The sequence below is a fragment of the Brevundimonas sp. NIBR10 genome (assembly GCF_027912515.1).
Classification (GTDB): Bacteria; Pseudomonadota; Alphaproteobacteria; order Caulobacterales; family Caulobacteraceae; genus Brevundimonas.
Genome location: NZ_CP115464.1, coordinates 3,829,681 through 3,852,506, shown reverse-complemented (window position 1 = coordinate 3,852,506; position 22,826 = coordinate 3,829,681). Strand labels below are relative to the sequence as shown.

Here is a 22,826-nt window from a genome sequence, read left to right as displayed (position 1 = left end):
AGACCGGTCGCGATGGGCGCGACCCGGGAGGATGACATGACTTTGGCTCGGAAGTGGGCGGCGGGCGTGGCTGCGGCGGTGACTCTGGTCGGTGGCGTCTCGCCGGCAGTGGCGCAGCAGGGCGCGATCATCCAGGTCGGGGACACCAATCTGACCTGCCAGCAGATCGTACAGAACGCCAACGAACTGGCCGGCACCCTGGGTGGGGCACCCGAGGGCGGCGTCTTCTCGTCGGAACAGGCGATCAACGCGGCGACCAGTGTCGCGGTGCAGGGGGCGCTGATGTCGGGGGCCGGACGCGCCGTGCCCGGCCTGGGGCTGCTGGGCAATGCCATGGGCGCGATGGCCCGGCGCGAAGCCGAGCGCCGCGAAGCCGAGAGGGTCATCGCGCGGCAACGCTGGTACTATCTGAACGGCCTGTATTCGGGGCGCGACTGCGACACCGTGCTGAGCGGAGCCGCCGCAAAGTAGCGACGCGACGGGGGCTAGCGGGAAAATCCTCGACTTCCCCCACGTCATCACGGAATGTTACAGGGACGCTCCGCACCGTCTCTGGGACATCCACATGACCGACTATCTCGACCGCGCCGGACTGGGCGTCGCGCCGGAACTCGCCGCCTTCGTCGAGAGCGAGGTGCTGCCCGGGCTTGGGATCGCAGCGGAGGGTTTCTGGACCGGGGTGGCGGATGTGTTCGGCCGGTTCGCGCCGGAGAACCGGGCCCTGCTGGCAAAGCGCGATGCTTTGCAGGCCCGGATCGACGACTGGTATCGCGGGCGTCGGGGGCAGGCGAATGATCCCGTGGCGACCGAGGCGTACCTCAGGGAGATCGGCTATCTGGTCGATGAGCCGGCACCGTTTGCGATCACGACCGAGAATGTCGATCCCGAACTGGCGACCCTGGCCGGGCCGCAACTGGTGGTGCCGATCCTGAACGCGCGGTTCCTGTTGAACGCCGCCAATGCGCGGTGGGGGAGTCTGTACGACGCGCTGTACGGCACCGATGCGCTCGGCGAGGCACCGGTCTCGGGGCCTTATGATGCGGCGCGCGGGGCGAAGGTCGTGGCGCGGGCCAAGGCGTTCCTGGATGAGGCGGTTCCGCTTGAGCAGGGGTCGTGGGCCGATCTGACGGACGTGCATCAAGGCATCGCGATCCGGGATTCCGGCCAGTATGTCGGCAAGACCGATCGATCGCGGGTGTTCCGGCATAACGGCCTTCGTGTCGAGGTGGTGTTCGATGCCGACCATCCGATCGGGCGGACCGATCCGGCGGGGATCAGCGACGTCGTTCTGGAATCGGCCCTGTCGACGATCTGCGACCTCGAGGACTCGGTCGCGGCGGTGGATGCGGCGGACAAGGTCGAGGCTTACCGGAACTGGCTGGGGCTGATGAAGGGTGACCTGTCGGCCTCGTTCCAGAAGGGCGGCCAGACTTTGACCCGGACGCTGGAGCCGGATCGGGTGCTGACCGGGCCGGACGGCGGCGAGGTGGTCCTGAAGGGACGGTCCCTGCTGTTCGTGAGGAACGTGGGCCATCTGATGACCAATCCGGCGGTGATGCTGGCGGACGGGTCGGAGGCACCGGAAGGGATCCTCGACGCCATCGTGACGTCGCTGATCGCGATGTACGACCTGAGGCGTCAGGGCGGGTTCGTGAACTCGGCTGCGGGCTCGGTCTATATCGTCAAGCCCAAGATGCACGGGCCAGAGGAATGCGCCTTCACGAACCGGCTGTTCGACGCGGTCGAGGATCTGCTGGGGCTGGCGCGGCACACGATCAAGGTCGGGGTGATGGACGAGGAGCGGCGGACATCCGCCAACCTGGCCGCCTGTATCCATGCGGTGAAGGACCGGATCGTCTTCATCAACACCGGCTTCCTGGACCGCACCGGCGACGAGATTCACACGGCCATGCAGGCCGGGCCGATGATCCGCAAGGCCCAGGTCAAGGGCTCGGCCTGGATCGCGGCCTATGAAGCCCGCAACGTCGGCATCGGACTGGCCTGCGGTCTGTCCGGCCGGGCCCAGATCGGCAAGGGCATGTGGGCGGCGCCCGACCGGATGGCCGACATGCTGGAGCAGAAGATCGGCCACCCCCGGACCGGGGCCAACACCGCCTGGACGCCCAGCCCGACGGCGGCGACCCTGCATGCCCTGCACTACCACGCGGTCGATGTGTTCGCGGTCCAGAAGGAGGTCGCGACGCGGCCGATCCCCGGCCTGACTGACCTGCTGACGCCGCCGCTGGCGGTCGGCCAGAACTGGTCGGAACAGGACATCGCCGACGAACTGGACAACAATGCCCAGGGCATCCTCGGCTATGTCGTGCGCTGGATCGACCAGGGCGTGGGGTGTTCCAAGGTGCCGGACATTCACGACATCGGCCTGATGGAAGACCGGGCAACGCTGCGGATCTCGTCTCAGCATATCGCCAACTGGCTGCTGCACGGGGTCTGCACGCCCGAACAGGTCGACGCCGCCTTCCTGCGGATGGCGGCCAAGGTGGACGGTCAGAACGCAGGCGATCCGCTGTACCGGCCGATGGCGTCGAACACGGACGGGCTGGCCTATCAGGCGGCGCGAGCCCTGGTTTTCGAAGGGGTGGAGCAGCCCAACGGATACACCGAGCCGCTGCTGCACGCGTTCCGGCGGCGTGTGAAGGCGGGCTGAGTCTTCTTCTCCCGCGCAGCGGGGGAAGTGTCGCGTCCCTGAGCGAAGCGAAGGCAGCGACGATGGGGGCGTGTCCCGCAGGGCGATAGCGCTAGACTTCCCCCATCGACCCTGGATCGCTCAGCGCTCGACGGGCCACTTCCCCCGCAAGCGGGGGAAGAACAGATCAATCCACCTTTTTCAGATTGTCGTCGGAGTTGCGGTCGATCCATTTGTTGTAGGGATCAACGCCGGCCCAGGTCGGGCGGGTGGCGGTGACCAGACGGAAGGTCTGGGTGCCCGATCGCAGGGGACGGCGCTCGAAGGCCAGGACGTTGGTGCGGTCGAAGGCCCCTTTGCCCGGCTCGGCCGAGAACACCCCGATGTCGAAGGTCTCGTTCAGCGGGGCCTCGGTCTCGACCCCCTTGCCGTCGGCATAGAGTTTTCGGGCGTTGACGGTGATCGTGGTTTCCCACTTGCCGTCCGCGCGCTGACGGACCGCCGTTGCGGTGGTCTTGACGTCATAAAGGGTGATCTTCTCGAACAGGTCGGTGATCAGGGCCTGTTTGTCGGCGGGAGCCTCGGCGCGCAGGGCGGCGATCAGGTCGGTCGATCGGGCGTAGGGCGCGCCCTTGAAGGCATAGCGGGTGACCAGGTTGTGCAGGGCCCGGTTGACCGCCGCCTCGCCGATCTGGTCACGCAGCAGATACATGACCATCGCGCCCTTGCGGTAGTGGATGTACTGCTGGTTTTCGACCCGCAGCAGCGGCAGTTCCTCGATGATCTCGGTGCCGCGCGAGCGCAGATAGTTGTCCAGCTCGAACTTCAGGAAGCGCCGGATCTTGTCGGGGCCATAGGTCTTTTCCATCACCATCATGGCCGAATACTGGGCCAGGGTTTCGCTCAGCAGGGTCATGCCCTGCATATTCGCCCCGACGATCTGGTGCGCCCACCACTGGTGCGCGAACTCGTGCGCGCCGATGTAGGTGACGTAGTCGATCTTGGTCGGATCACTGAGATCGGTGATGAAGCCCAGGTTCTCGGACCAGGCGAAGGTGTTGGGCATCGACTGGGCGTAGGACCCATAGGGGAACTCGCTGATCCGGGCCTGGCGGAACTGATACGGCGAGAAGTTGGCCTGGAAGTAATCCAGACTGGTCGCCAGGGCCTGCATCATCCGGGGCACGTTCCGGTCGTGGCCGGGCGCATGATAGACGACCATCTCGACGCCGTTGTGCATCTGGCGCGCGATCTCGTAGCGGGCGGATTGCACCGACAGGAAATAGAGAACCGGCGCCTCGGTCACGAAGCGGACGGTGCGCCGACCATCCTTCGTCACGTCGGATTGCTGATAGCCGGGAGCCAGCGGCGTCTGATCGGCGTCGGTGGTGACGGTGACGTCGGCGGTGACCCAGTCGGCACCGATGTAGTTGCGACCGGTGGCGGAAAGATCCTCCAGCTTGGCCGGACGGAGTTCGGGCGGCAGGCCGTATTTGCGGCGCTTGGCCCGGTCCTGGAGCAGGCCCTGCGACCGGTCCATGCCGATCAGGGGGGCGAACTCGGCGTTGGAGACGAAGGTGCCGTTGTCGGCCAGGCGGGTGGTGTTGCCGCTGACCTTGAAGCCGCGCTGTTCCAGAACGGTGTCGAAGGCGACGGTGCGACGCTCGCCCGGCACCATCGGGGTGTCGAAGCGGTAGATGCGATAGGCGAACTCGGGCCATTCGCGGACCATGCGCGCGCCCTGGACGGTCAGCGCTCTGATGTCGAGGTCATCGTTCCAGCGCATGTGCATTTCCGACAGCGGCGCGCCGGTACGGTTCTCGATCACATAGGTCCCGCGCGTCTCCAGTCGGGGGGCGTGGGGATGCAGGTCGAGGTTCAGCTTGACGTCGACGATCGACGGCTGGGGCGTGGTCTCGAACCGGAGCAGGGTCTTTTCGTAGTTCGCCTGCTGCTTCTCCTGCGCGTCCTGGCTGCGATACTCGTTCCAGACATTGGTGTTGACGAAGATGAAGGCACCCAGGCCGATGAAGGCCGCCAGGGCGACGCTGCCGACGATGCCGGCCGGCCCCTTGAGCCGCGCCGGGAACCGCTTCAGGCGGGGCATGAGCCGGGTCTCGACCCCACGCCGCCAGAGGCCATAGGCGACGACCAGCAGGATCACGGCACCGGCCGTCCAGTAGGCGTCGGTGACGTTGGCGAAGCTGCGGAAATCGCCCAGGCCGTTCATGTCCGACAGAGGGACGCTGATGCCAGCGCCGTAGCGGTACAGCACATGGTCGAAGCCCAGGCTGCGGGCCACGATGGTCGAGATCAGATAGACCACCATGATGGCCCAGCCGACGAACTTGTTGGGCGACAGCGACTGGATGAAGATCGCCAGCACCGCCAGGGTCGCATAGCTGAGCGCCTCGGGCAGGACGTACCACAACAGGTATTTGCCGAGCTCGAGGTCGGTGTAGCCCTTGAACAGCTGGACCGAGACGCCGGCGATCACCCCGGCGATCAGGATCGAGACCAGGACCAGCACGAGCGCCAGGGTCTTGGGCAGCAGGAAGGTCCAGTCCGGGGTGGAGGAGGCGTCCACGATCTCGTGAACCTTGCGCTCGCGGTCCCGCCAGACGAGTTCCCCTGCATAGTAGATCGAGACGATGATCGCGATCAGGCCGAAGGCACCCTGCAGCCCCTGGATCACGATGCGGGTGACCAGCAGTGTGGGCGCGCCGTAGATCTCGCCCGTGAACAGAAGCGTGGTCACGGCGAAGGCGAAGCCCAGAACGATCAGGACGGCGAAGGCCGGGCTCTTGAATACCAGGGCCATCTCGAACGCCGTGCGCGAGCTCAGCTGGGCCCAGGCGCTTTTCAGGCCATAGACGGGCGCGGGCAGGGGGCCGGCTGGCGGCGCTGCGACCGGGGCCTTGGCTTCCATGACACGCAGCTTGTCGATCTTCGACGCCTTGGCCCCGCGCACGGACGGGCGATAAAGCGCCCAGGCGGCGGCGAGGACGCCCAGGCCGACGGCGGTGAAGATCACCCGGTTCCACAGCAGGACGCCGACGAGGGGGGCGTTGACGCCGTTCCGTTCGGCCGCCGTCCAGTATTTGGTCGCCAGGGAATAGGCACCGGCACCGAAGGGCTCGGCCCAGGCCAGGGCCGTCTCGAACTCGGGCTTCGAGCCCAGCACGCCGGTCGCCGCCAGGTAGACGATGAACACCGCTACGACCCCGACATAGGTCGCCATCATCGAGCGCGTCACCGTGGCCAGGGCGAAGAACAGCGCCGAGGTCAGGAAGACGCCGGGCAGGCCCAGGAACAGATAGGCGTAGACATAGTCGAACGGTCGGAAGGCACCGATCGTCTCGCGATCGACCCATGGGGCCAGGGTCCCGGCCAGCACGCCGATCGACGGGGCCAGAAAGCACAGCGCGACGGCGGCGAAAGCCCCCGCGAACCGACCGTACAGATAGTCGAATTTCGACAGCCGGCTCGACTGGATCATCGGCCCGAAGCCCGACTGGACGTCGCGCACCACCACGTTCGCCACGATGGCCGTGGTCGCCAGCATGAAGAAGGTCGACATCGTCAGGTTCATGATCGCCAGACTGAACGGCGAGTTTTTCAGGACATTGCCGCCCGATCCGAGCGACACATTGCCGGGCGCGGCGACGATGCCGAAACCCAGCAGGGCGAACAGGATGGCGATGACCCAGAAGGCCGGCTGGCGCAGCTGGTAGCGGAATTCGAAGGCGGCGACCTTGAGGAACATCGTCTTACGCCGCGACTTTGCGCGAGGCGCTCAGGGTCGAGAAATAGACGTCCTCCAGCCCGCCCGAGACCGGGTCGAAGCCTTCACCCGGGCGGCGATCGGACAGGACGTGGATCACGGTGCGGCCGGCGAACAGGCGGGTGGAGATGACCTCGTATTTTGCCTTGGCCTCGTCGAGATCGGCCTTGTCGATGGTCTTCTTCCAGACGCGGCCTTCCATGGATTTCAGCAGGTCGATCGGGGCGCCCTGAAGCTGGATCTTGCCGCCCGCCAGGACCGCCATGCGCGGGCACAGGTCAGCCACGTCCTCGACGATGTGGGTCGACAGGATGATGACGACGTTATCGGCGATCTCGGCCAGCAGGTTGAGGAAGCGGTTGCGCTCCTCTGGATCGAGGCCCGCCGTGGGCTCGTCGACGATGATCAGTTTCGGATTGCCGATCAGGGCCTGGGCGATACCGAACCGCTGGCGCATCCCGCCCGAGAATCCGGCCAGGGCCTTCTTGCGCACGGACCAGAGATTGGTCTGCTGGAGCAGGGATTCGACGGTCTGCTTCCGGTCCTTTGCGCCGGCGATGCCCTTGAGCACCGCCATATGATCCAGCATGTCGTAGGCCGAGACGCGCGGATAGACACCGAAATCCTGGGGCAGATAGCCAAGGGTACGGCGCAGCTTCTCGGGCTCCTTGATCACGTCGATGCCGTCGAAGTCGATCGAACCCGAGGTCGGGGTCTGGAGCGTCGCGATCGAGCGCATCAGGGTCGACTTGCCCGCGCCGTTCGGACCGAGCAGGCCGAACATCCCGGTCGGGATCTCCAGCGACACGTCATCGAGCGCCCGCGTACCGTTGCCGTAGACGTGGACGAGATTCTTGATCGACAGCATGGCGAGCCCCTTCGCTAGTCAAGTATCCTTGTCACCGCGAAGGGCGGGCGGCAAGTTACAGAACGGTAAGGTTGAGCCTTACGAGTGCATCGTCTCGCCGTGCTGGGAGTAGTCGAGGCCTTCGATCTCGCTCTCCTTGGTGACGCGCAGGCCGGTCGTAAACTTGCAGATCATCAGGACCACGAAGGTGCCGATGGCGCTCCAGGCGATGACGGCGACCAGGCCGATGGCCTGTTTCACGATCGTGGCCCCGTCGGCGACGCCGTTGATCGCGGCATTGGCGAAGACCCCGGTCAGCAGGGCGCCGACGATGCCGCCGACGCCGTGGATGCCCCAGGCGTCGAGGCTGTCGTCGTATTTCAGCGTGTGCTTCAGCCAGGTCGCCCCGAGATAGCAGACGGGTCCGCCAATCAGGCCGATGATGAAGGCCCCCTTGGGATCGACCAGTCCGGCGGCGGGGGTGATCGCGACCAGGCCGGCGACGATGCCGGACAACAGGCCCAGCAGGGTCGGGCGCTTGTGCTGGATCCACTCGACGACCATCCAGCCGAGCGCGGCGGCGGCGGGGGCGAGGATGGTGTTGAGCGCGGCGACCGAGGCGATGCCGTCGGCGGCCCAGGCGCTGCCCGCATTGAAGCCCAGCCAGCCGACGAACAGCAGGCCCGTTCCGATGGCGGTGAAGGCCAGGTTGGCGGGTGCCATATTGTCTCGCCCGAAGCCGTAGCGGGGGCCGAGCACGATGGCGCAGACGAGGCCTGCGACGCCCGCATTGACGTGGACCACGGCACCGCCGGCGAAGTCGAGCACGCCGAGTGAGCCCAGATAGCCGCCGCCCCAGACCTGATGGCAGATCGGCGCATAGACGATCAGGTGCCACAGTCCGAAGAAGAGCAAGGACGCCGAGAACTTCATCCGCTCGGCGAAGGCTCCGGCGATCAGGGCCGGGGTGATGATGGCGAAGGTCAGCTGATAGGCGACCCACAGGAACTCGGGCAGGCCGGGGGCCAGGCTGTGGGCCGTGTCGATGGTCACCCCGTCCAGGAACAGGGCCTGGACGCCGCCAATGAAGGGGTTGGTCGCATCAGGACCCGTGCCGAAGGACAGGCTGTAGCCCGCGACGAACCACAGCACCGTGACGATGATCAGGGCGATGGTCGAATGGGCGATGGTGGCGATGATGTTCTTCTTGCGCACCATGCCGCCATAGAACAGCGCCAGGCCGGGCAGGGTCATCAGCAGGACGAGCGCCGTCGAGGTCAGGATCCAGCCCGTGGCCGCATTGTCGATGACGAGCGGTGCCTGATGGGCCAGAAGCGCCGGCTGCGCCGACGCCGAGCCTCCGAGCGCCGTGAGGCCAAGGACAAGCGGGGCGGCGAGCGCGAGCAGGCGTGGGTTCATCGTCGTGCTTTCAGGGGGAGCGAAAACAAGGGTGGAACCCGGATCATGCGGGTACGGCCAAGGTTTCCGCAAGCCCCCCCTGCGCCAAGGCCTCGGCCTGGGCGACCGGGGTCGGGACGATGCGGACGAAGCGGGTGACGCTGTCGGACCAGGTGACCAGCAGGCGGCGCGCGAGCGGAGAGCCCGTCGCCTTGTCGTGGGCCAGGACCAGGGCGTGCAGACGATCCGCAGCCTCGGGCGTCATCCGGGCGAAGGAGGCCAGGTCGCCGTTGAGCGCCAGCTTGCAGCGGGCCCCCTCGTCATCGAGAACGAACAGCTCACCGCCCGACATCCCGGCTGCCAGGTTCCAGCCCACGGGGCCGAGCACCACGACGCAGCCGCCGGTCATGTATTCGCAGCCGTGGGCACCGAGCCCCTCGACCACGGCCTGGGCACCGGAGTTGCGCACCGCGAACCGTTCGCCCGCAGAACCCGCCACGAACAGTCGGCCGGAGGTGGCGCCGTACAGGGTCGTGTTGCCGATGGCGGGTTGATGCTCGCGCCATTCGATCGGCTTGACGACGATGTCGGCGCCCGACAGGCCCTTGCCGACATAGTCGTTGGCCTCGCCGGTCAGTTCCAGCTTGAGCCCCTTGGCCGCGAACGCGCCGAACGATTGGCCGGCCGAACCGTTGAGCTTCAGCGTCAGCACGCCGGTCGGGCCGGTGGGCCCCCAGCGCCGCACGATGGCCGACGACACGCCTGCGCCGATCGTACGCATGACGTTGGAGATCGAATAGCTGAGCTCCGACGTCTGGCCGCGATCCAGGAAGGCCCAGGCGTCGTCGAGAACGCGGGCGTCCAGGGTCTCGGGAATCTCGGCGCGGCCCTTGGCGGCCCAGGCCTTCTTCTCGGGGGCCTCGACACGAACCAGCAGGGGGTTGAGGTCGAGGTCGTCGAGGTGCGACCCGCCGCGCCGGACCTGGCGCAGCAGGTCGGTGCGGCCGACGATCTCGTCCAGGGTCCGCGCGCCCAGCATGGCCAGATATTCGCGAACTTCCTCGGCGATGAAGCTGAACAGGTTGACGACCTTGTCCGCCGTGCCGGTGAACTTCTCGCGCAGGCGCGGGTCCTGCGAACAGACGCCGACGGGGCAGGTGTTGGAGTGGCACTGGCGCACCATCAGACAGCCCATGGCGATCAGGCTGGCTGTGCCGATGTTGAACTCCTCGGCGCCCAGGATGGCGGCGATGACGATGTCGCGGCCGGTGCGCATCCCGCCGTCCGCGCGGACCACGACGTGGCTGCGCAGGTTGTTGAGGCTGAGGACCTGGTGGGTCTCGGCGAGGCCGATCTCCCACGGCAGGCCCGCGTGCTTGATCGAGGACTGGGGCGAGGCCCCGGTGCCGCCGTTGTGGCCGGCGATCAGGATGGCGTCGGCCTTGGCCTTGGCCACGCCCGAGGCGATGGCGCCGATGCCCGACGCGGACACCAGCTTGACCGTCACCCGGGCGTCCGGGTTGATCGACTTCAGATCAAAGATGAGCTGGGCCAGATCCTCGATCGAATAGATGTCGTGGTGCGGCGGTGGCGAGATCAGGGTCGTGCCGACGGTCGAGTGCCGCATCCGGGCGATGAATTCGGTAACCTTGAAGCCGGGCAGCTGGCCGCCCTCGCCGGGCTTTGCACCCTGGGCGATCTTGATCTCGATCTCGCGGCACTGGTTCAGATATTCGGCAGTGACGCCGAACCGGCCCGAGGCGATCTGCTTGACCGCCGAGTTCATGTTGTCGCCGTCGGCGCGGGTGGCGTAGCGATCCGGATCCTCACCGCCCTCGCCCGAGACCGAGCGGGCCCCGATACGGTTCATGGCGACGTTCAGCACGCCATGGGCCTCTGGCGACAGGGCACCCAGCGACATCCCCGGCGTCAGGAAACGCTTCCTGATCTCGGAGACGCTTTCGACCTCATAGACCGGCACCGGCGACAGGTTCTCGCGCCAGTCGAGCAGGTCGCGCGGGGCGTTGTCGGGCTGGGCCCGCACGGCCTCGGAATACTGCTTGAAGCGCTTGTAGTCGCCGCGATTGCAGGCGTCCTGGAGCAGGTGGATCGTCTTCGCGTCGTGGGCGTGGCTCTCCTGGCCCGCGCGGATGCGGAAGAAGCCGCCGATGGCGGGAGACGGCGTCGCCTCGGTCCAGGCGGCCGCATGGCGACGCATCGCCTGCTGCTCCAGCCCGGCCAGGCCGATGCCGGAGATGCGCGAAGGCGCACCGGGGAAGAACTCGGCGGTCAGGGCGCGGGACAGGCCCAGCACCTCGAACTCGCAGCCGCCGCGATAGGCGGAGATGATGCTGATCCCCTTGCGGGCGAGCGTCTTCATCAGACCGGCCTCGAGACCGGCCTTGTAGTTCAGACAGGCGTCCCGCAGCGACAGACCCGGATAGGCCCCGCGATCCAGACGCTCCTGGAACATCTCCTGCGCCAGCCAGGGGTTGATGGCCGTGGCACCGACGCCGACCAGGACCGCGATCCCATGCGGCTCCAGCGCCTCGGACGAGCGCACGACGATCGAGACGAAGCTGCGCAGGCCCTTGTCGGTCAGGCGAAGATGCACCGCCGAGGTGGCGATGATCATCGGGATGGTGATGCGGTCTTCGGACGCGCGCTCGTCGGTCAGGACGACCAGGCCCGAGCCGTTGCGGACGGCGGTCTCGGCCTCCAGTTGGATGCGGTCGATGGCGGCGCGCAGACCGGCGCCCGGTCGATCACCTTCGGCAGGAAGCGGATAGGAACAGTCCAGCGTCACGGTCGAACCCGCCCCGACGACGCCGAGCATCCGCTCGTACATGCCGGTGGTCAGGATGGGCGAGTCCAGGACGAAGACGTTCGTCTGGGCCTCTTCCTCGGCCAGGATGTTGCCGAGGTTCTTGAACCGGGTCTTCAGGCTCATGGCCCCCGCTTCGCGCAGGGGGTCGATCGGCGGGTTGGTGACCTGAGAGAAGTTCTGGCGGAAATAGTGGGCGAGCGGGCGCGGCAGGTCCGACAGCACCGCCGGCGGCGTGTCGTCGCCCATCGAGCCAACGGCTTCCTTACCGTCCCGGATCATCGGGTCCAGCAGCATGTCGAGGTCTTCGCGGCTGAACCCGGCGGCGATCTGGCGACGGGTAAGGGCTTCGCCGGTGGCGGCGCGGGGCTCTGGTCCGGGGCCGATGAGGGGCTCCAGATCGACCATGTTGTCGAGCCAGTCCTGGTAAGGATGGGCGGCGGCCAGGGCGTCGATGGCCTCAGCCTCGTTCAGGATCACGCCCTTCTGAAGATCAGCGACGATCATCCGGCCGGGACCGATCGGCAGGCGATAGGCGATGCGGCTCTCGGGCAGGCCTGCCAGGCCGGCTTCCGAACCGGCCAGCAGCAGGCCGTCGTGGGTGACCATGGCGCGAAGGGGGCGCAGGCCGTTGCGATCCTTGCCGCAGACGACGTAGCGGCCGTCGGTGGCGCAGATGGCGGCGGGGCCGTCCCACGGCTCCATCACCGCGTTGCAATAGGCATAGAGGGCGCGGTGCTCGGCCTTCATCAGGCCTTCGTCGCGGGCCCAGGCCTCGGGCATCAGCAGGGCCTTGGCCATGGGCGCGGGACGACCGGCACGGACCAGAACCTCGAAGACGTTGTCGAGCGCGGCGGAGTCGGAACCGCCCGCCTGGACCACCGGCTTGACGTCGCCGTCATGCTCTCCGAACGCCTGGGCCGTCATGCGGATCTCGTGCGACCGCATCCAGTTCAGGTTGCCCTTCAGCGTGTTGATCTCGCCGTTGTGGGCCAACATCCGGAACGGCTGGGCCAGCCGCCATTCGGGGAAGGTGTTGGTCGAATACCGCTGATGGAAGATGGCGTAGGCGGACTCGAAGGTCGGATCCAGCAGGTCGGGATAGAGCTGGTCCAGCAGTTCGGCGCGGACCATCCCCTTGTAGATCAGCGACCGGGCCGACAGCGAGCAGATGTAGAAGCCGGGGATGCTCTCTGCGGTCGCGGCCTTTTCGATGCGGCGACGGCACAGATAGAGTTCGCGCTCCAGGGCCTCGGCCTGCGCCGGGTCCGCCAGATCGGCCGGAGCGGCCAGCATGATCTGCTCGATCTCGGGCCGGGTGGCATCGGCCTTGGAGCCCACGACCGAAAGGTCGATCGGCGTCTGGCGCCAGCCATAGATATAGAAGCCGGCGCGCAGGACCTCGGTCTCGACGATGGCCCGGGCCCGGTCCTGGGCCCCCAGGTCGGTGCGCGGCAGGAAGATCTGGCCGATGGCGATGGGGCCGGAACGCAGGGTCTGGCCGATGACGCGGACCTGTTCGGCGAAGAAGGCCTGGGGCGCCTCGACCATCAGGCCGGCACCGTCGCCCGACAGACCGTCGGGATCGACGGCACCGCGGTGGGCGACGTTCTTCAGCGACTGGATGGCGTGGACGACGACTTCGCGGCGCGGCTTTCCGTCGATGGCGGCGACCATGCCCACGCCACAGGCGTCCTTCTCAGACGAGGGCTCATAGGCGCCGGCGTCGATCAGGCGTTGGCGGTCGGTTTCGTATTGGTTCAGCCAGGTCATCTCAGTCACTTCCAAATCCGTTCATCCCGGCAAGGGCCGGGTCCCCAATCCGTCGCGCGAGGCGATTTACCGGTTTGGGTTTTCGGAAGGAAAGGATGGGGGCGTGGAGGGTGAGGGCGTGGGTCATGCCGCCACACTCGCGGCCTGGGCCTTGAGATAGCGATCGATCTCCGCCGCCGCGTCCTGACCGTCGCGGACGGCCCAGACGACGAGGGAGGCACCGCGGACAGCGTCGCCGGCCGCGAAGACGCCCGGCAGGCTGGTCGAATAGCCCTGGGTATTGCGGTGCTGCGGCGTCACCACCGTGCCCCAGTCGGTCAGTTCGAGCTCTGCATGATGGTCGGCGAAGGCTTCGGGCTCGAAGCCCAGGGCCTCGATGACCATGTCGGCCTCAAGGTCGAAGTCGCCGCCGGGGACGGCGATGATCTCGCGGCGCTTGCCCAGTTCGGGCTCCGACAGGGCCATGCGGGCGGCACGGATCGAGGTCGTGGCGCCGTCACGCGACATCAGGGCCTTGGGCGCGCCCAGCCATTCGAACACTACGCCCTCTTCCTCGGCGTTGGAAACCTCGCGGGCCGAGCCCGGCATGTTGTCCTTGTCGCGGCGGTACAGGCAGACGACGGAGGTCGCGCCCTGGCGGATGGCGGTGCGGACGCAGTCCATGGCGGTGTCGCCGCCGCCGATGACCACCACCTTCTTGCCTTTGGCGGAGTACCAGTCGGTGCCTTCGGCATCGCCCAGATCGCGGCGGTTCTGATGCGTCAGGTAATCCAGCGCGCGGATGGTCGAACCGGGACCGACGCCGGGCGCCGACAGGGCCCGCGCCTGATAGACGCCCATGGCCAGCAGGACGGCGTCATGCTTGCCGCGCAGGTCGTCGAGGGTGACGTCGGTTCCGACATTGCAGTTCTGGACGAAGGTCACGCCACCGTCAGCGAGGCGATCGGTGCGGCGCTGGACCACCCGCTTCTCCAGCTTGAAGCCGGGGATGCCATAGGTCAGCAGGCCGCCGGGGCGGTCGTGGCGGTCGTAGATGGTGACCTGATAGCCTTGCTCGCGCAGCCGGTCGGCGGCGGCCATGCCGGCGGGGCCGGCGCCGACGATGGCGACCGATTCGCCGCGTTCATGCAGCGGGCGGATCGGCGCGACCCAGCCGTTGTCGAAGGCGGTGTCGCCGATGAAGGCCTCGACCGAGCCGATGGTCACGGCTTCCCAGCCGGACTGGTTCAGGGTGCAGGAGCCCTCGCACAGCCGATCCTGCGGACAGATGCGGCCGCAGATCTCGGGCATGGTCGAGGTGGCCGACGCGACGCGCCAGGCCTCGCGCAGCTCGTCTTCGGCCGACAGGCCCAGCCAGTCGGGGATGTTGTTCTGGAGCGGGCAGGCGTTCTGGCAGAAGGGCACGCCGCAGTCGGTGCAGCGCCCGGCCTGGACCTTGAGATTCTCGGGAGTCGGTTTGACGATGATCTCGCCGAAATCCTGCACGCGCAGGCTCGCTTCCGTCTTGGGAAGACGGCGTGGTTGCACGACGAAGCCTTGCGGCCCTGATGGTCCCTTGTTCTGCATACGCCGCATAAAGCCAAAACCGACCCGTTCGGCAAATGATTTCCGCGATATCGGGGTCTGGAGACGGCTTTCAACATGATCTTGTCGCCGAGTGCGGCATTTGTGCATGAAGTGACCGAGGTGAACCCGGCCCGCCGGAACGCCGTCCATCGGCTGTCAGGACCCTGCGGCTCGAACATGACCAAAAGTTCAGAAAACGTTCCTTTCCGGGGCCGGTTTGTGACGTTACGCAAACGGTGCGGACTCTGCGCCGCCACATCATCCCCCGAGGTATTTCATGCGTTCGACCGGTCTGCGCCTTGCACTGCTGGGAGGCGTCGCGGCCTCCGTCCTGTTCGCCACTTCGGCCTTGGCGTCCGAGCCTGCTGCGCCGGCCGTCGCCGAACCCGCCGCCGTCGCCCAGCGCGGCGAGCAACTGGCCCCCCTGCCGCCGATCGACATTCCCTTCACGAAATTCGTCCTGCCCAACGGCCTGACCGTGATCGTCCATGAGGACCACAAGGCGCCGATCGTGGCGGTGAACATCTGGTACCACGTCGGTTCCAAGAACGAGCCGAACGGCCGCTCCGGCTTTGCCCACCTGTTCGAGCACCTGATGTTCAACGGGTCGGAGAATTTCAACAACGATTTCTTCAAGGCCACCGAGCTGCTGGGCGCCACCGACCAGAACGGCACCACCAACTCCGACCGCACCAACTATTTCCAGAACGTGCCGACCTCGGCGCTGGACTCCATCCTGTGGCTGGAGAGCGACCGGATGGGCCACCTGCAAGGCGCGATCACCCAGGAGCGGCTGGATGAACAGCGCGGCGTCGTCCAGAACGAGAAGCGCCGGGGCGAGAACCAGCCCTATGGCCGGGTGTGGGATGCGATCACCAACGCCACCTATCCGGCCGATCACCCCTATGGCCACACCGTCATCGGCTCGATGGACGACCTGAACGCGGCCGATCTGGATACGGTCAAGGCCTGGTTCCGGGACTACTACGGGGCGGCGAACGCCACGATCGTGCTGGCCGGCGACATCACCCCCGAACAGGCGCGCGCCAAGGTCGAGCAATACTTTGGCGACATCCCGCCCGGACCTCCGGTCACCCGCCCGAACCAGATGATCTCCCGCATGACCGGCGTTCAGCGCGAGACCATGTACGACCGCGTCGGTCAGCCCCGCCTGTACAAGGTGTGGAACACCCCGCCGGCCGGGACGGCCGAGGCCGACTATCTGGGTCTGCTGGGCCAGGTCCTGACCTCGGGCCGGTCTTCGCGCCTCTACAAGCGGCTGGTGTTCGACGAGCAGATCGCCGTCAACGTCGGCGCCTTCAACAGCGAGAGCGAAATCGGCAGCCAGTTCCTGGTCATGGTCACCGCCAAGCCGGGCATCGACCTGGCGCGGATCGAGGCCATCGTCGACGAGGAGATGGCCAAGCTGATGCGTGACGGTCCGACGGCCGACGAGCTGGAACGCGCCCGGACCTCGGTGGGCGCTGGCTTCGTGCGCGGCACCGAACGGATCGGCGGCTTCGGCGGCAAGTCCGACATCCTGGCCGAGAGCCAGGTCTTCCACGGCGATCCCGGAGCCTGGAAAACCAGCTACAACCGCATCCTGGCCGCGCGTCCGGCCGACATCACCGGCGTGGGCCGGGCCTGGCTGACCGACGGCAGCTATTCGCTGGAAGTCCTGCCCTTCCCCGACTATGCGGCGGCGGCGACCGGTGTCGATCGTAGTGGCGGCGTTCCTGACGCGGGTGTGGCCCCGGCGGCCGACTTCCCCGACATCGAGCGGGCGACCCTGTCGAACGGGCTGAAGGTCGTGCTGGCGTCACGCTCCGGCGTGCCGACCGTGGCCATGAACCTGATCGTCAACGCCGGCTCGGCGACCGATGGTGCGGACAAGGCGGGCATCGCGGCCCTGGCTCCGGCCGTCATGACCAACGGCACCGACGACCTCGACGCGCTGGAAATCTCGGACCGGCTGCAACTGCTGGGGGCCACCCTCGGCGCCGGGTCGGCGACCGACTACACTACCGTCAGCATGACGGCGCTGGAGCCTCGCTTGGCCCCCTCGCTGGATCTGTTCGCCGACGTGATCGAGAACCCGGCCTTCCGCCAGGCCGACTTCGTCCGGGCCCAGGCCCAGCAGGTCGCCGGCATCCAGCAGGCCAACCGCACGCCCGGCGCGATCGCCAACCGGGTTCTGGCCGCCAATGTCTATGGTCCGAACAATCCGTACGGTCGTCCGACGAACGGCACCGAGGCCTCGGTCGCGACCCTGACCCCGGCCGATGCCGAGGCCTATCACGCCACCTGGTTCCGCCCCGACAACGCCACCCTGGTGGTCGTGGGGGACATCGAGATGGCCGAGCTGCAGCCGCAGCTCGAACGCGCCTTGGCGGGCTGGAAGGCCCCGGCCACGCCGGTTCCGGCCAAGCCTGAAGTTCAGGTGGCGGCGGCTCCGGCCACGCCGCAGGTCCTGCTGATCAACCGGCCCGGTCCCCAGGCGACGATCATGGCCGGTCGCCTGACCGCGCCGTTCGACGCCGCCACCGAGCCTCAGCTGGACACGTTGAACACCGCGCTGGGCGGTACCTTCACCAGCCGGATCAACATGAACCTGCGCGAGAACAAGGGCTGGTCCTACGGGGCCCGCTCGGGCGTCCGCGCGGGCAACGGCCCGCGCCTGTTCGCGGCCACGGCCGAGGTCCAGTCCGACAAGACCGCCGAAAGCGCGGCCGAGGTCCGGCGCGAGCTGACCGAGATCGTCGGCGACCGTCCCATGACCGAGGCCGAGCTGAGCTCGACCAAGGCCAACCTGATCCAGGGCATGGCCGGCGATTGGGAGACCAATGGCGCGGTCATGAACGACCTGACCACCATGGTCGTCTACGGCCGGCCCGAGACCTATTTCGACAGCTATGCCGCAGGCGTGAACGCCACGACGGCGGCCTCGGCTTCGGCTGCGGCCCGGTCGGTGGTCGGTTCCGGCCCCACCACCTGGGTTATCGTCGGCGACGTGGCCACGATGAAGCCCAAGATCGAGGCGCTCGGCCTGGGTCAGGTGCAGGTCGTGGACGCGAACGGGGTGCCTGTCACGCAGTAGGTCCGATTAGGTCACAAACAGAAGCGGCCGGTCTCTCGCGAGACCGGCCGTTTTTTGTGTTCTCCCTCCCCGGCGGGGGAGGGCAGATCGCGCAGCGATCGGGTGGGGGCGGCAAGGCGATACGGCACTGTATTGCCTTGCCCTTCCCACCCGGTCTCCGCTGCGCTTCGACCACCCTCCCCCGAGGGGGAGGGAGAGGGTCTGCCCTCTTACGCCTCCCAACCCCCCGCCAGGGCCTTGAACACGGCGATCTGGTAGGTGGTGACCAGGGCATCGGACTGGGCCAGGGCGGCATCCGCTCCCGCCAGGGTGCGTTCCGAATCCAGCACCGTCAGGAAATTGTCCGCACCGGCGTCGAACCGCAGCCGTGACAGCCGTGCGGCCGTCGCCGCCTGATCTCGCGCCTCGGTCAGGGCCGCGCGGCGGTCCAGTTCGTTGGCATAGTTGGTCAGGGCCGTCTCGGTCTCCTGCAGCGCGGACAGCACCGTCTGGTCGAAGGTGGCGAGCGCCGCCTCGGTCAGGGCACCGGTCTGGGCGATCCGCGCGCGGGCCACGGCGATGTTGGGGAAGGACCAGGAAATCAGCGGGCCGAAGCTGAAGCGGAAATTCTCGTCGTCGCCGAGTTCGCCGGCGTCCAGCGCCGTCGAACCGAACGAGCCGCCCAGGCTGATGGTCGGATAGAGCGACGCCGTCGCGACATTGACCCGCGCGGCGGCAGCTGCGAGCGCGCGCTCCGCCTGACGCACATCGGGACGCCGGGCCAGCAGGGCCGCGCCGTCGCCGATCGGGATCGGCTGCGTCAGTTGCGGCGGCCGGGCGCAGGACCGGGCGGCCTCCGACGCCTCGACCGGGGTGCGGCCGGTCAGGGTGGCCAGGCGATAGACGGCGCCGTCACGGCTTGCACGCAGGGAGGGCAGGGTGGCACGGGTCTGGGCCAGGGCCGCCTGGGCGCGGGCGGTGTCCAGACCGGTGCCGGCCCCGCCTTCCAGCAGGCGCTGGGTCAGGTCGGCGGTGTTCTGTTGCAGGGCCAGGGTGCGTTCTGCCACCGCGATCTGGGCATTTGCCGAACAGGCGTCGGCATAGGCGCGCGCGGTCTCGGCGGCGACCGAGACGCGGATGACATCGAGGGCCGCGGCCTGCGCGTCCGCATCGGCGCGGGCGGCGCGGATCGAGGACCCCACGCGGCCGAACAGGTCGATCTCGTAGGAGGCATCCAGACCCACCGAATAGGTGTCGGCCTCGGGCAGTTGGGTGCCGGTCGGGCTGGTGGCGGCGGAACCCTGGCTGCGGGTCGCCGAGCCGCTGAGGCCGGTGGTCGGGAAACGCCCGGCGCGGGCTTCGGATAGGCTGGCGCGGACGGCGCGAAGATTGGCCTCGGCGGCCTCCAGCTGGTTGTTCTCGGCGAAGGCCTGGGCGATCAGGCCGTCGAGCACGGGATCGGCATAGAGCCGCCACCAGTCATCGCGCGCCTCGGCGGCGGTGACGGCGGTCGAGCCCGGGGCGCTGATGAAGGCGCCCGACGCGGCGGGGGGGATTACGGTGTCAGGCGCCTTCGGCCCGACCGCGCACGCCGCCAGGGTCAGGCCGGCGACGCCCACGGACAGGAGGGCTTTGAAGGAAGGAAGGCGGGTCATCTTACAGGTCTCCCGTGCGTGGCCCGGTGGCCGGCAGCGGTGCGTCAGGGTCTTCGTGGTGGTACCCGGTGGTGGGCGCCGGCGGGGTCTTCCTGGGCTCATGCGGGATGCGCGCGGCCAGGCCACGGCACATCACATAGAAGACGGGCGTGAAAAGCAGGCCAAAGACGGTGACGCCCAGCATCCCGAAGAACACGGCGGCCCCCAGCGCCTGACGCATCTCCGCGCCGGGTCCCTCGGCCAGCACCAGCGGCAGGACGCCCAGGATGAAGGCGAACGAGGTCATCAGGATGGGCCGCAGACGGGTCCGGGCGGCGGCGACGGCGGCGTCCCAGCGGCTGAGGCCGTCGTCTTCTTCCGCCTGTTTGGCAAACTCCACGATGAGGATGGCGTTCTTGGCCGCCAGCGCCACCAGCACGACCAGCCCGACTTGAACCAGGATGTTGTTGTCGAGGCCCAGGGCGTTGACCCCCAGCATGGCGGCCAGCACGCACAGCGGCACGATCAGGATGACCGCCAGCGGCAGGGTGAAGGCCTCGTACTGGGCGGCCAGCACCAGGAAGACCAGCAGCACGCTCATGGCAAAGATCAGGGTCGCGCCACCCGACGCCTGCTTCTCCTGGAAGGCCAGTTCGGTCCATTCGTACGAGAAGCCGGGTGGCAGGGTCGAGGCCGCCAGGGTCTCCATTTGGGTAATGGCGGTGCCCGACGAGATGCCGGGCGCGCCCTGTCCCTGAAGCTCGGCGGCCGGGTACAGGTTGAAGCGCACGATCCGTGACGGACCGGAATCCTGGCGCAGGTTGGCGATCGAGGCCAGGGGCACCATGGACCCCGAGGTCGACTTGACCTTCAGGTTGGCGATGTCGGCCAGGTCGTCGCGATAGGCTGGCTCCGCCTGGGCGGTGACGCGATAGGTGCGGCCCGCCATGTTGAAGTCATTGATGTAGGACGAGCCGAGATAGATCCCGAGCGTCGAGAACACTTCGGACGGCTGGACGCCCAGCATCAGGGCCTTGTCGCGATCGACGTCGGCAGCGATGCGCGGCGAGGCGGTGTTGTAGGTCGAGAAGACCTGCTGGAGCTGCGGGTTCTGGGCTGCGCCGCCCATCATGGCGAAGGTGGCCCCTTCCAGTGCGCGATAGCCTGCGCCGGAACGGTCCTGGACCATCATCTTGAAGCCGTTGCCGGTACCCAGACCCTGGACTGACGGTGGGGCGATGACGAAGATGTTGGCCTCCTCGATGCCGCCGGTGGCCTGGGTGATGGCCCCGGCCAGGGCCGCGGCCTTGGTTTCCTTGGACGTGCGATCCTCGGAAGGATTCAGACGCACGAAGATGGTCGCGGCGTTGGACCCGAAGGCGAAGCTGGAACCGTCCAGGCCGGCGAAGGCGACCGTTCCGTCGACGCCCTCCTTGGACTGGATGATGTCCTTGGCGCGCAGCATGACGGCCTCGGTGCGGTCCAGCGATGAGCCTGCCGGCAGTTGCACCACGCCGATCAGATAGCCCTGGTCCTGCTCGGGAATGAAGCCCGACGGTGTGTCCACCAGTCGCCACGCGGTCAGCGCCAGCAGGCCGACGTAGACGACCAGAATGATGGCGACCATGCGGATCAGGCGAGCCGTAAGGCGGCCGTAGTGATCGGACAGCCAGTCGAAGGCCTCGTTGAACCTGCGGCCACCCAGTCCGACGTACCAGACGATCGAACCCCACAGGCCGGGCTTGCGATTGAGATGGTCCTTGTTGTGGGGCTTCAGCAACAGGGCCGCCATGGCCGGTGAAAGGGTCAACGACACGAAAAGCGAGACCACCGAGGCTGCCGCGATGGTGACCGCGAACTGGCGATAGAAGATGCCCGGGATGCCCGGCACGAACATGGTCGGGATGAACACCGAGACCAGCACCAGGCCGATTGCGATCAGGGCACCGGAGACCTCCTCCATCGACTTGTAGGCGGCGTCGCGGGGCGACAGGCCTTCGCCGATCAGACGCTCGACGTTCTCGACCACCACGATGGCGTCATCGACGACGATGCCCACGGCCAGGATCAGGGCCAGCAGGGACAGGGAGTTCAGCGAATAGCCGAGCGCCAGCTGGACCGCGAATGTGGCGACCAGGGCCACGGGAATAGCGACGATCGGGATGATGGCGGCGCGCCAGGTCTGCAGGAAGACCATGACCACGATGACGACCAGGATGATCGCCTCGACCAGGGTGTGCTGAACCGACTCGACGGAGGCGGCGACGAACTCGGTCGGGTTGTAGGCGACCTCGACCGCGGCACCGGGCGGCAGGTCCTTGCGGATGGCCGCGAGCTCTGCCTGAACCCGTTCGGCGGTGCCCAGGGCATTGGCACCCGGCTGCTGGACGATGGCGACGCCCACGCCGCGCTCGCCGTCGAAGAAGCCGCGAATGCCGTAGTCCTGAGCCCCCAGCTCGACGCGGCCGATGTCGGACAGGCGCGTCACGGCACCGTCGGCGTTGGTCTTGATCACGACGCGGCCGAATTCCTCCGGCGTGTTCAGGCGGCCCTGGACCTGGATGGGTTCCTGGAAGGCGGAGGCATTGGTGGCGAACGGCGGCTGGCCGATCGAGCCGGCGGCGGCCTGGACGTTCTGGGCGCGCAGGGCGGCGACGATTTCGGTCGCGGACAGATTGCGCGCGGCGGCCTTGGCAGGGTCGATCCAGACCCGCATCGAATAGTTGCCGCCCCCGAAGACGTTGACGCCACCCACACCCTCGATGCGCAGCAACCGGTCACGGACGGTGGAGTTCGCGTAGTTGCCGAGGAAGTCGTTGCCCAGGCTCTTGTCCGGAGAGGTGACCGAGGCGATCATCAGGAATCCCTGAGAGGCCTTGGCGACGACTACGCCGGTCTGTCGCACCTGGTCGGGCAGGCGGGGCTCGGCCAGGGCGACGCGGTTCTGGACCAGCACCTGGGCCGTATCCAGGTCGGTGCCGGGCTGGAAGGTCACGGTGATGGCCACCGAGCCGTCTGACGTCGACGACGACGTGACGTACAGCATCCCCTCGACGCCGTTGATTTCCTGTTCCAGCGGCGCGGCGACGGTTTCGGCCAGGGTCTCGGCCGAGGCTCCGGGGAAGACGGCGTTCACGGTGACCGTCGGCGGCGCGATCTCCGGATACTGCGACAGGGGCAGAAGCGGATAGGCGGCCAGGCCGATGATGGTGATGAACACCGACAGCACGGCCGCAAAGATCGGCCGGTCGATGAAGAAGCGAGAGATGTTCATGTC

At 67.6% G+C, this 22,826-nt stretch carries 10 protein-coding genes; 3 read left to right on the top strand and 7 right to left on the bottom strand.

Features of this window, described 5'->3' with window-relative positions; all coding sequences use genetic code 11:
* The first annotated feature begins 36 nt into the window (after nucleotides 1–36).
* Nucleotides 37–471: a hypothetical protein gene (locus O5K39_RS18755; protein WP_271145115.1), complete on the top strand. Its 435-nt coding sequence runs from the start codon at nucleotides 37–39 to the stop codon at nucleotides 469–471.
* 94 nt (nucleotides 472–565) lie between these two features.
* On the top strand, nucleotides 566–2,668 hold the full coding sequence (locus O5K39_RS18750; RefSeq protein ID WP_271145114.1) for a malate synthase G: 2,103 nt from the start codon (nucleotides 566–568) through the stop codon (nucleotides 2,666–2,668).
* A 166-nt stretch (nucleotides 2,669–2,834) separates the two neighbouring features.
* Here O5K39_RS18750 and O5K39_RS18745 read toward each other — a convergent pair whose 3' ends face one another.
* From O5K39_RS18745 to O5K39_RS18725, 5 genes are all read right to left on the bottom strand, one after another.
* Entirely contained in the window at nucleotides 2,835–6,413 is a 3,579-nt protein-coding gene (locus tag O5K39_RS18745) for a M1 family aminopeptidase (protein ID WP_271145113.1), read from the bottom strand.
* Between the two features lie 4 nt (nucleotides 6,414–6,417).
* Nucleotides 6,418–7,299, bottom strand: coding sequence for an ABC transporter ATP-binding protein (locus O5K39_RS18740; RefSeq protein WP_271145112.1), 882 nt, complete (start codon nucleotides 7,297–7,299; stop codon nucleotides 6,418–6,420).
* A 78-nt stretch (nucleotides 7,300–7,377) separates the two neighbouring features.
* Nucleotides 7,378–8,697 (bottom strand): ammonium transporter, encoded by a 1,320-nt coding sequence (locus O5K39_RS18735; RefSeq protein WP_271145111.1) that lies wholly within the window; start codon nucleotides 8,695–8,697, stop codon nucleotides 7,378–7,380.
* A gap of 43 nt (nucleotides 8,698–8,740) precedes the next feature.
* Complete coding sequence (gene gltB / locus O5K39_RS18730; RefSeq protein WP_271147194.1) at nucleotides 8,741–13,273, bottom strand: glutamate synthase large subunit; 4,533 nt, start codon at nucleotides 13,271–13,273, stop codon at nucleotides 8,741–8,743.
* A gap of 123 nt (nucleotides 13,274–13,396) precedes the next feature.
* Nucleotides 13,397–14,839, bottom strand: coding sequence for an NAD(P)-dependent oxidoreductase (locus O5K39_RS18725; protein ID WP_271147193.1), 1,443 nt, complete (start codon nucleotides 14,837–14,839; stop codon nucleotides 13,397–13,399).
* Between the two features lie 277 nt (nucleotides 14,840–15,116).
* Here O5K39_RS18725 and O5K39_RS18720 point away from each other — a divergent pair, with 277 nt between their 5' ends.
* On the top strand, nucleotides 15,117–17,936 hold the full coding sequence (locus O5K39_RS18720) for a pitrilysin family protein (protein WP_271145110.1): 2,820 nt from the start codon (nucleotides 15,117–15,119) through the stop codon (nucleotides 17,934–17,936).
* Nucleotides 17,937–18,145: 209 nt separating this feature from the next.
* On the opposite strand, the gene O5K39_RS18715 is transcribed toward O5K39_RS18720, so the two are convergent.
* Together O5K39_RS18715 and O5K39_RS18710 are read right to left on the bottom strand one after the other, a co-directional pair.
* Complete coding sequence (locus tag O5K39_RS18715; RefSeq protein WP_271145109.1) at nucleotides 18,146–19,570, bottom strand: efflux transporter outer membrane subunit; 1,425 nt, start codon at nucleotides 19,568–19,570, stop codon at nucleotides 18,146–18,148.
* A 1-nt stretch (nucleotide 19,571) separates the two neighbouring features.
* On the bottom strand, nucleotides 19,572–22,823 hold the full coding sequence (locus O5K39_RS18710; RefSeq protein ID WP_271145108.1) for a multidrug efflux RND transporter permease subunit: 3,252 nt from the start codon (nucleotides 22,821–22,823) through the stop codon (nucleotides 19,572–19,574).
* Nucleotides 22,824–22,826: the final 3 nt, after the last annotated feature.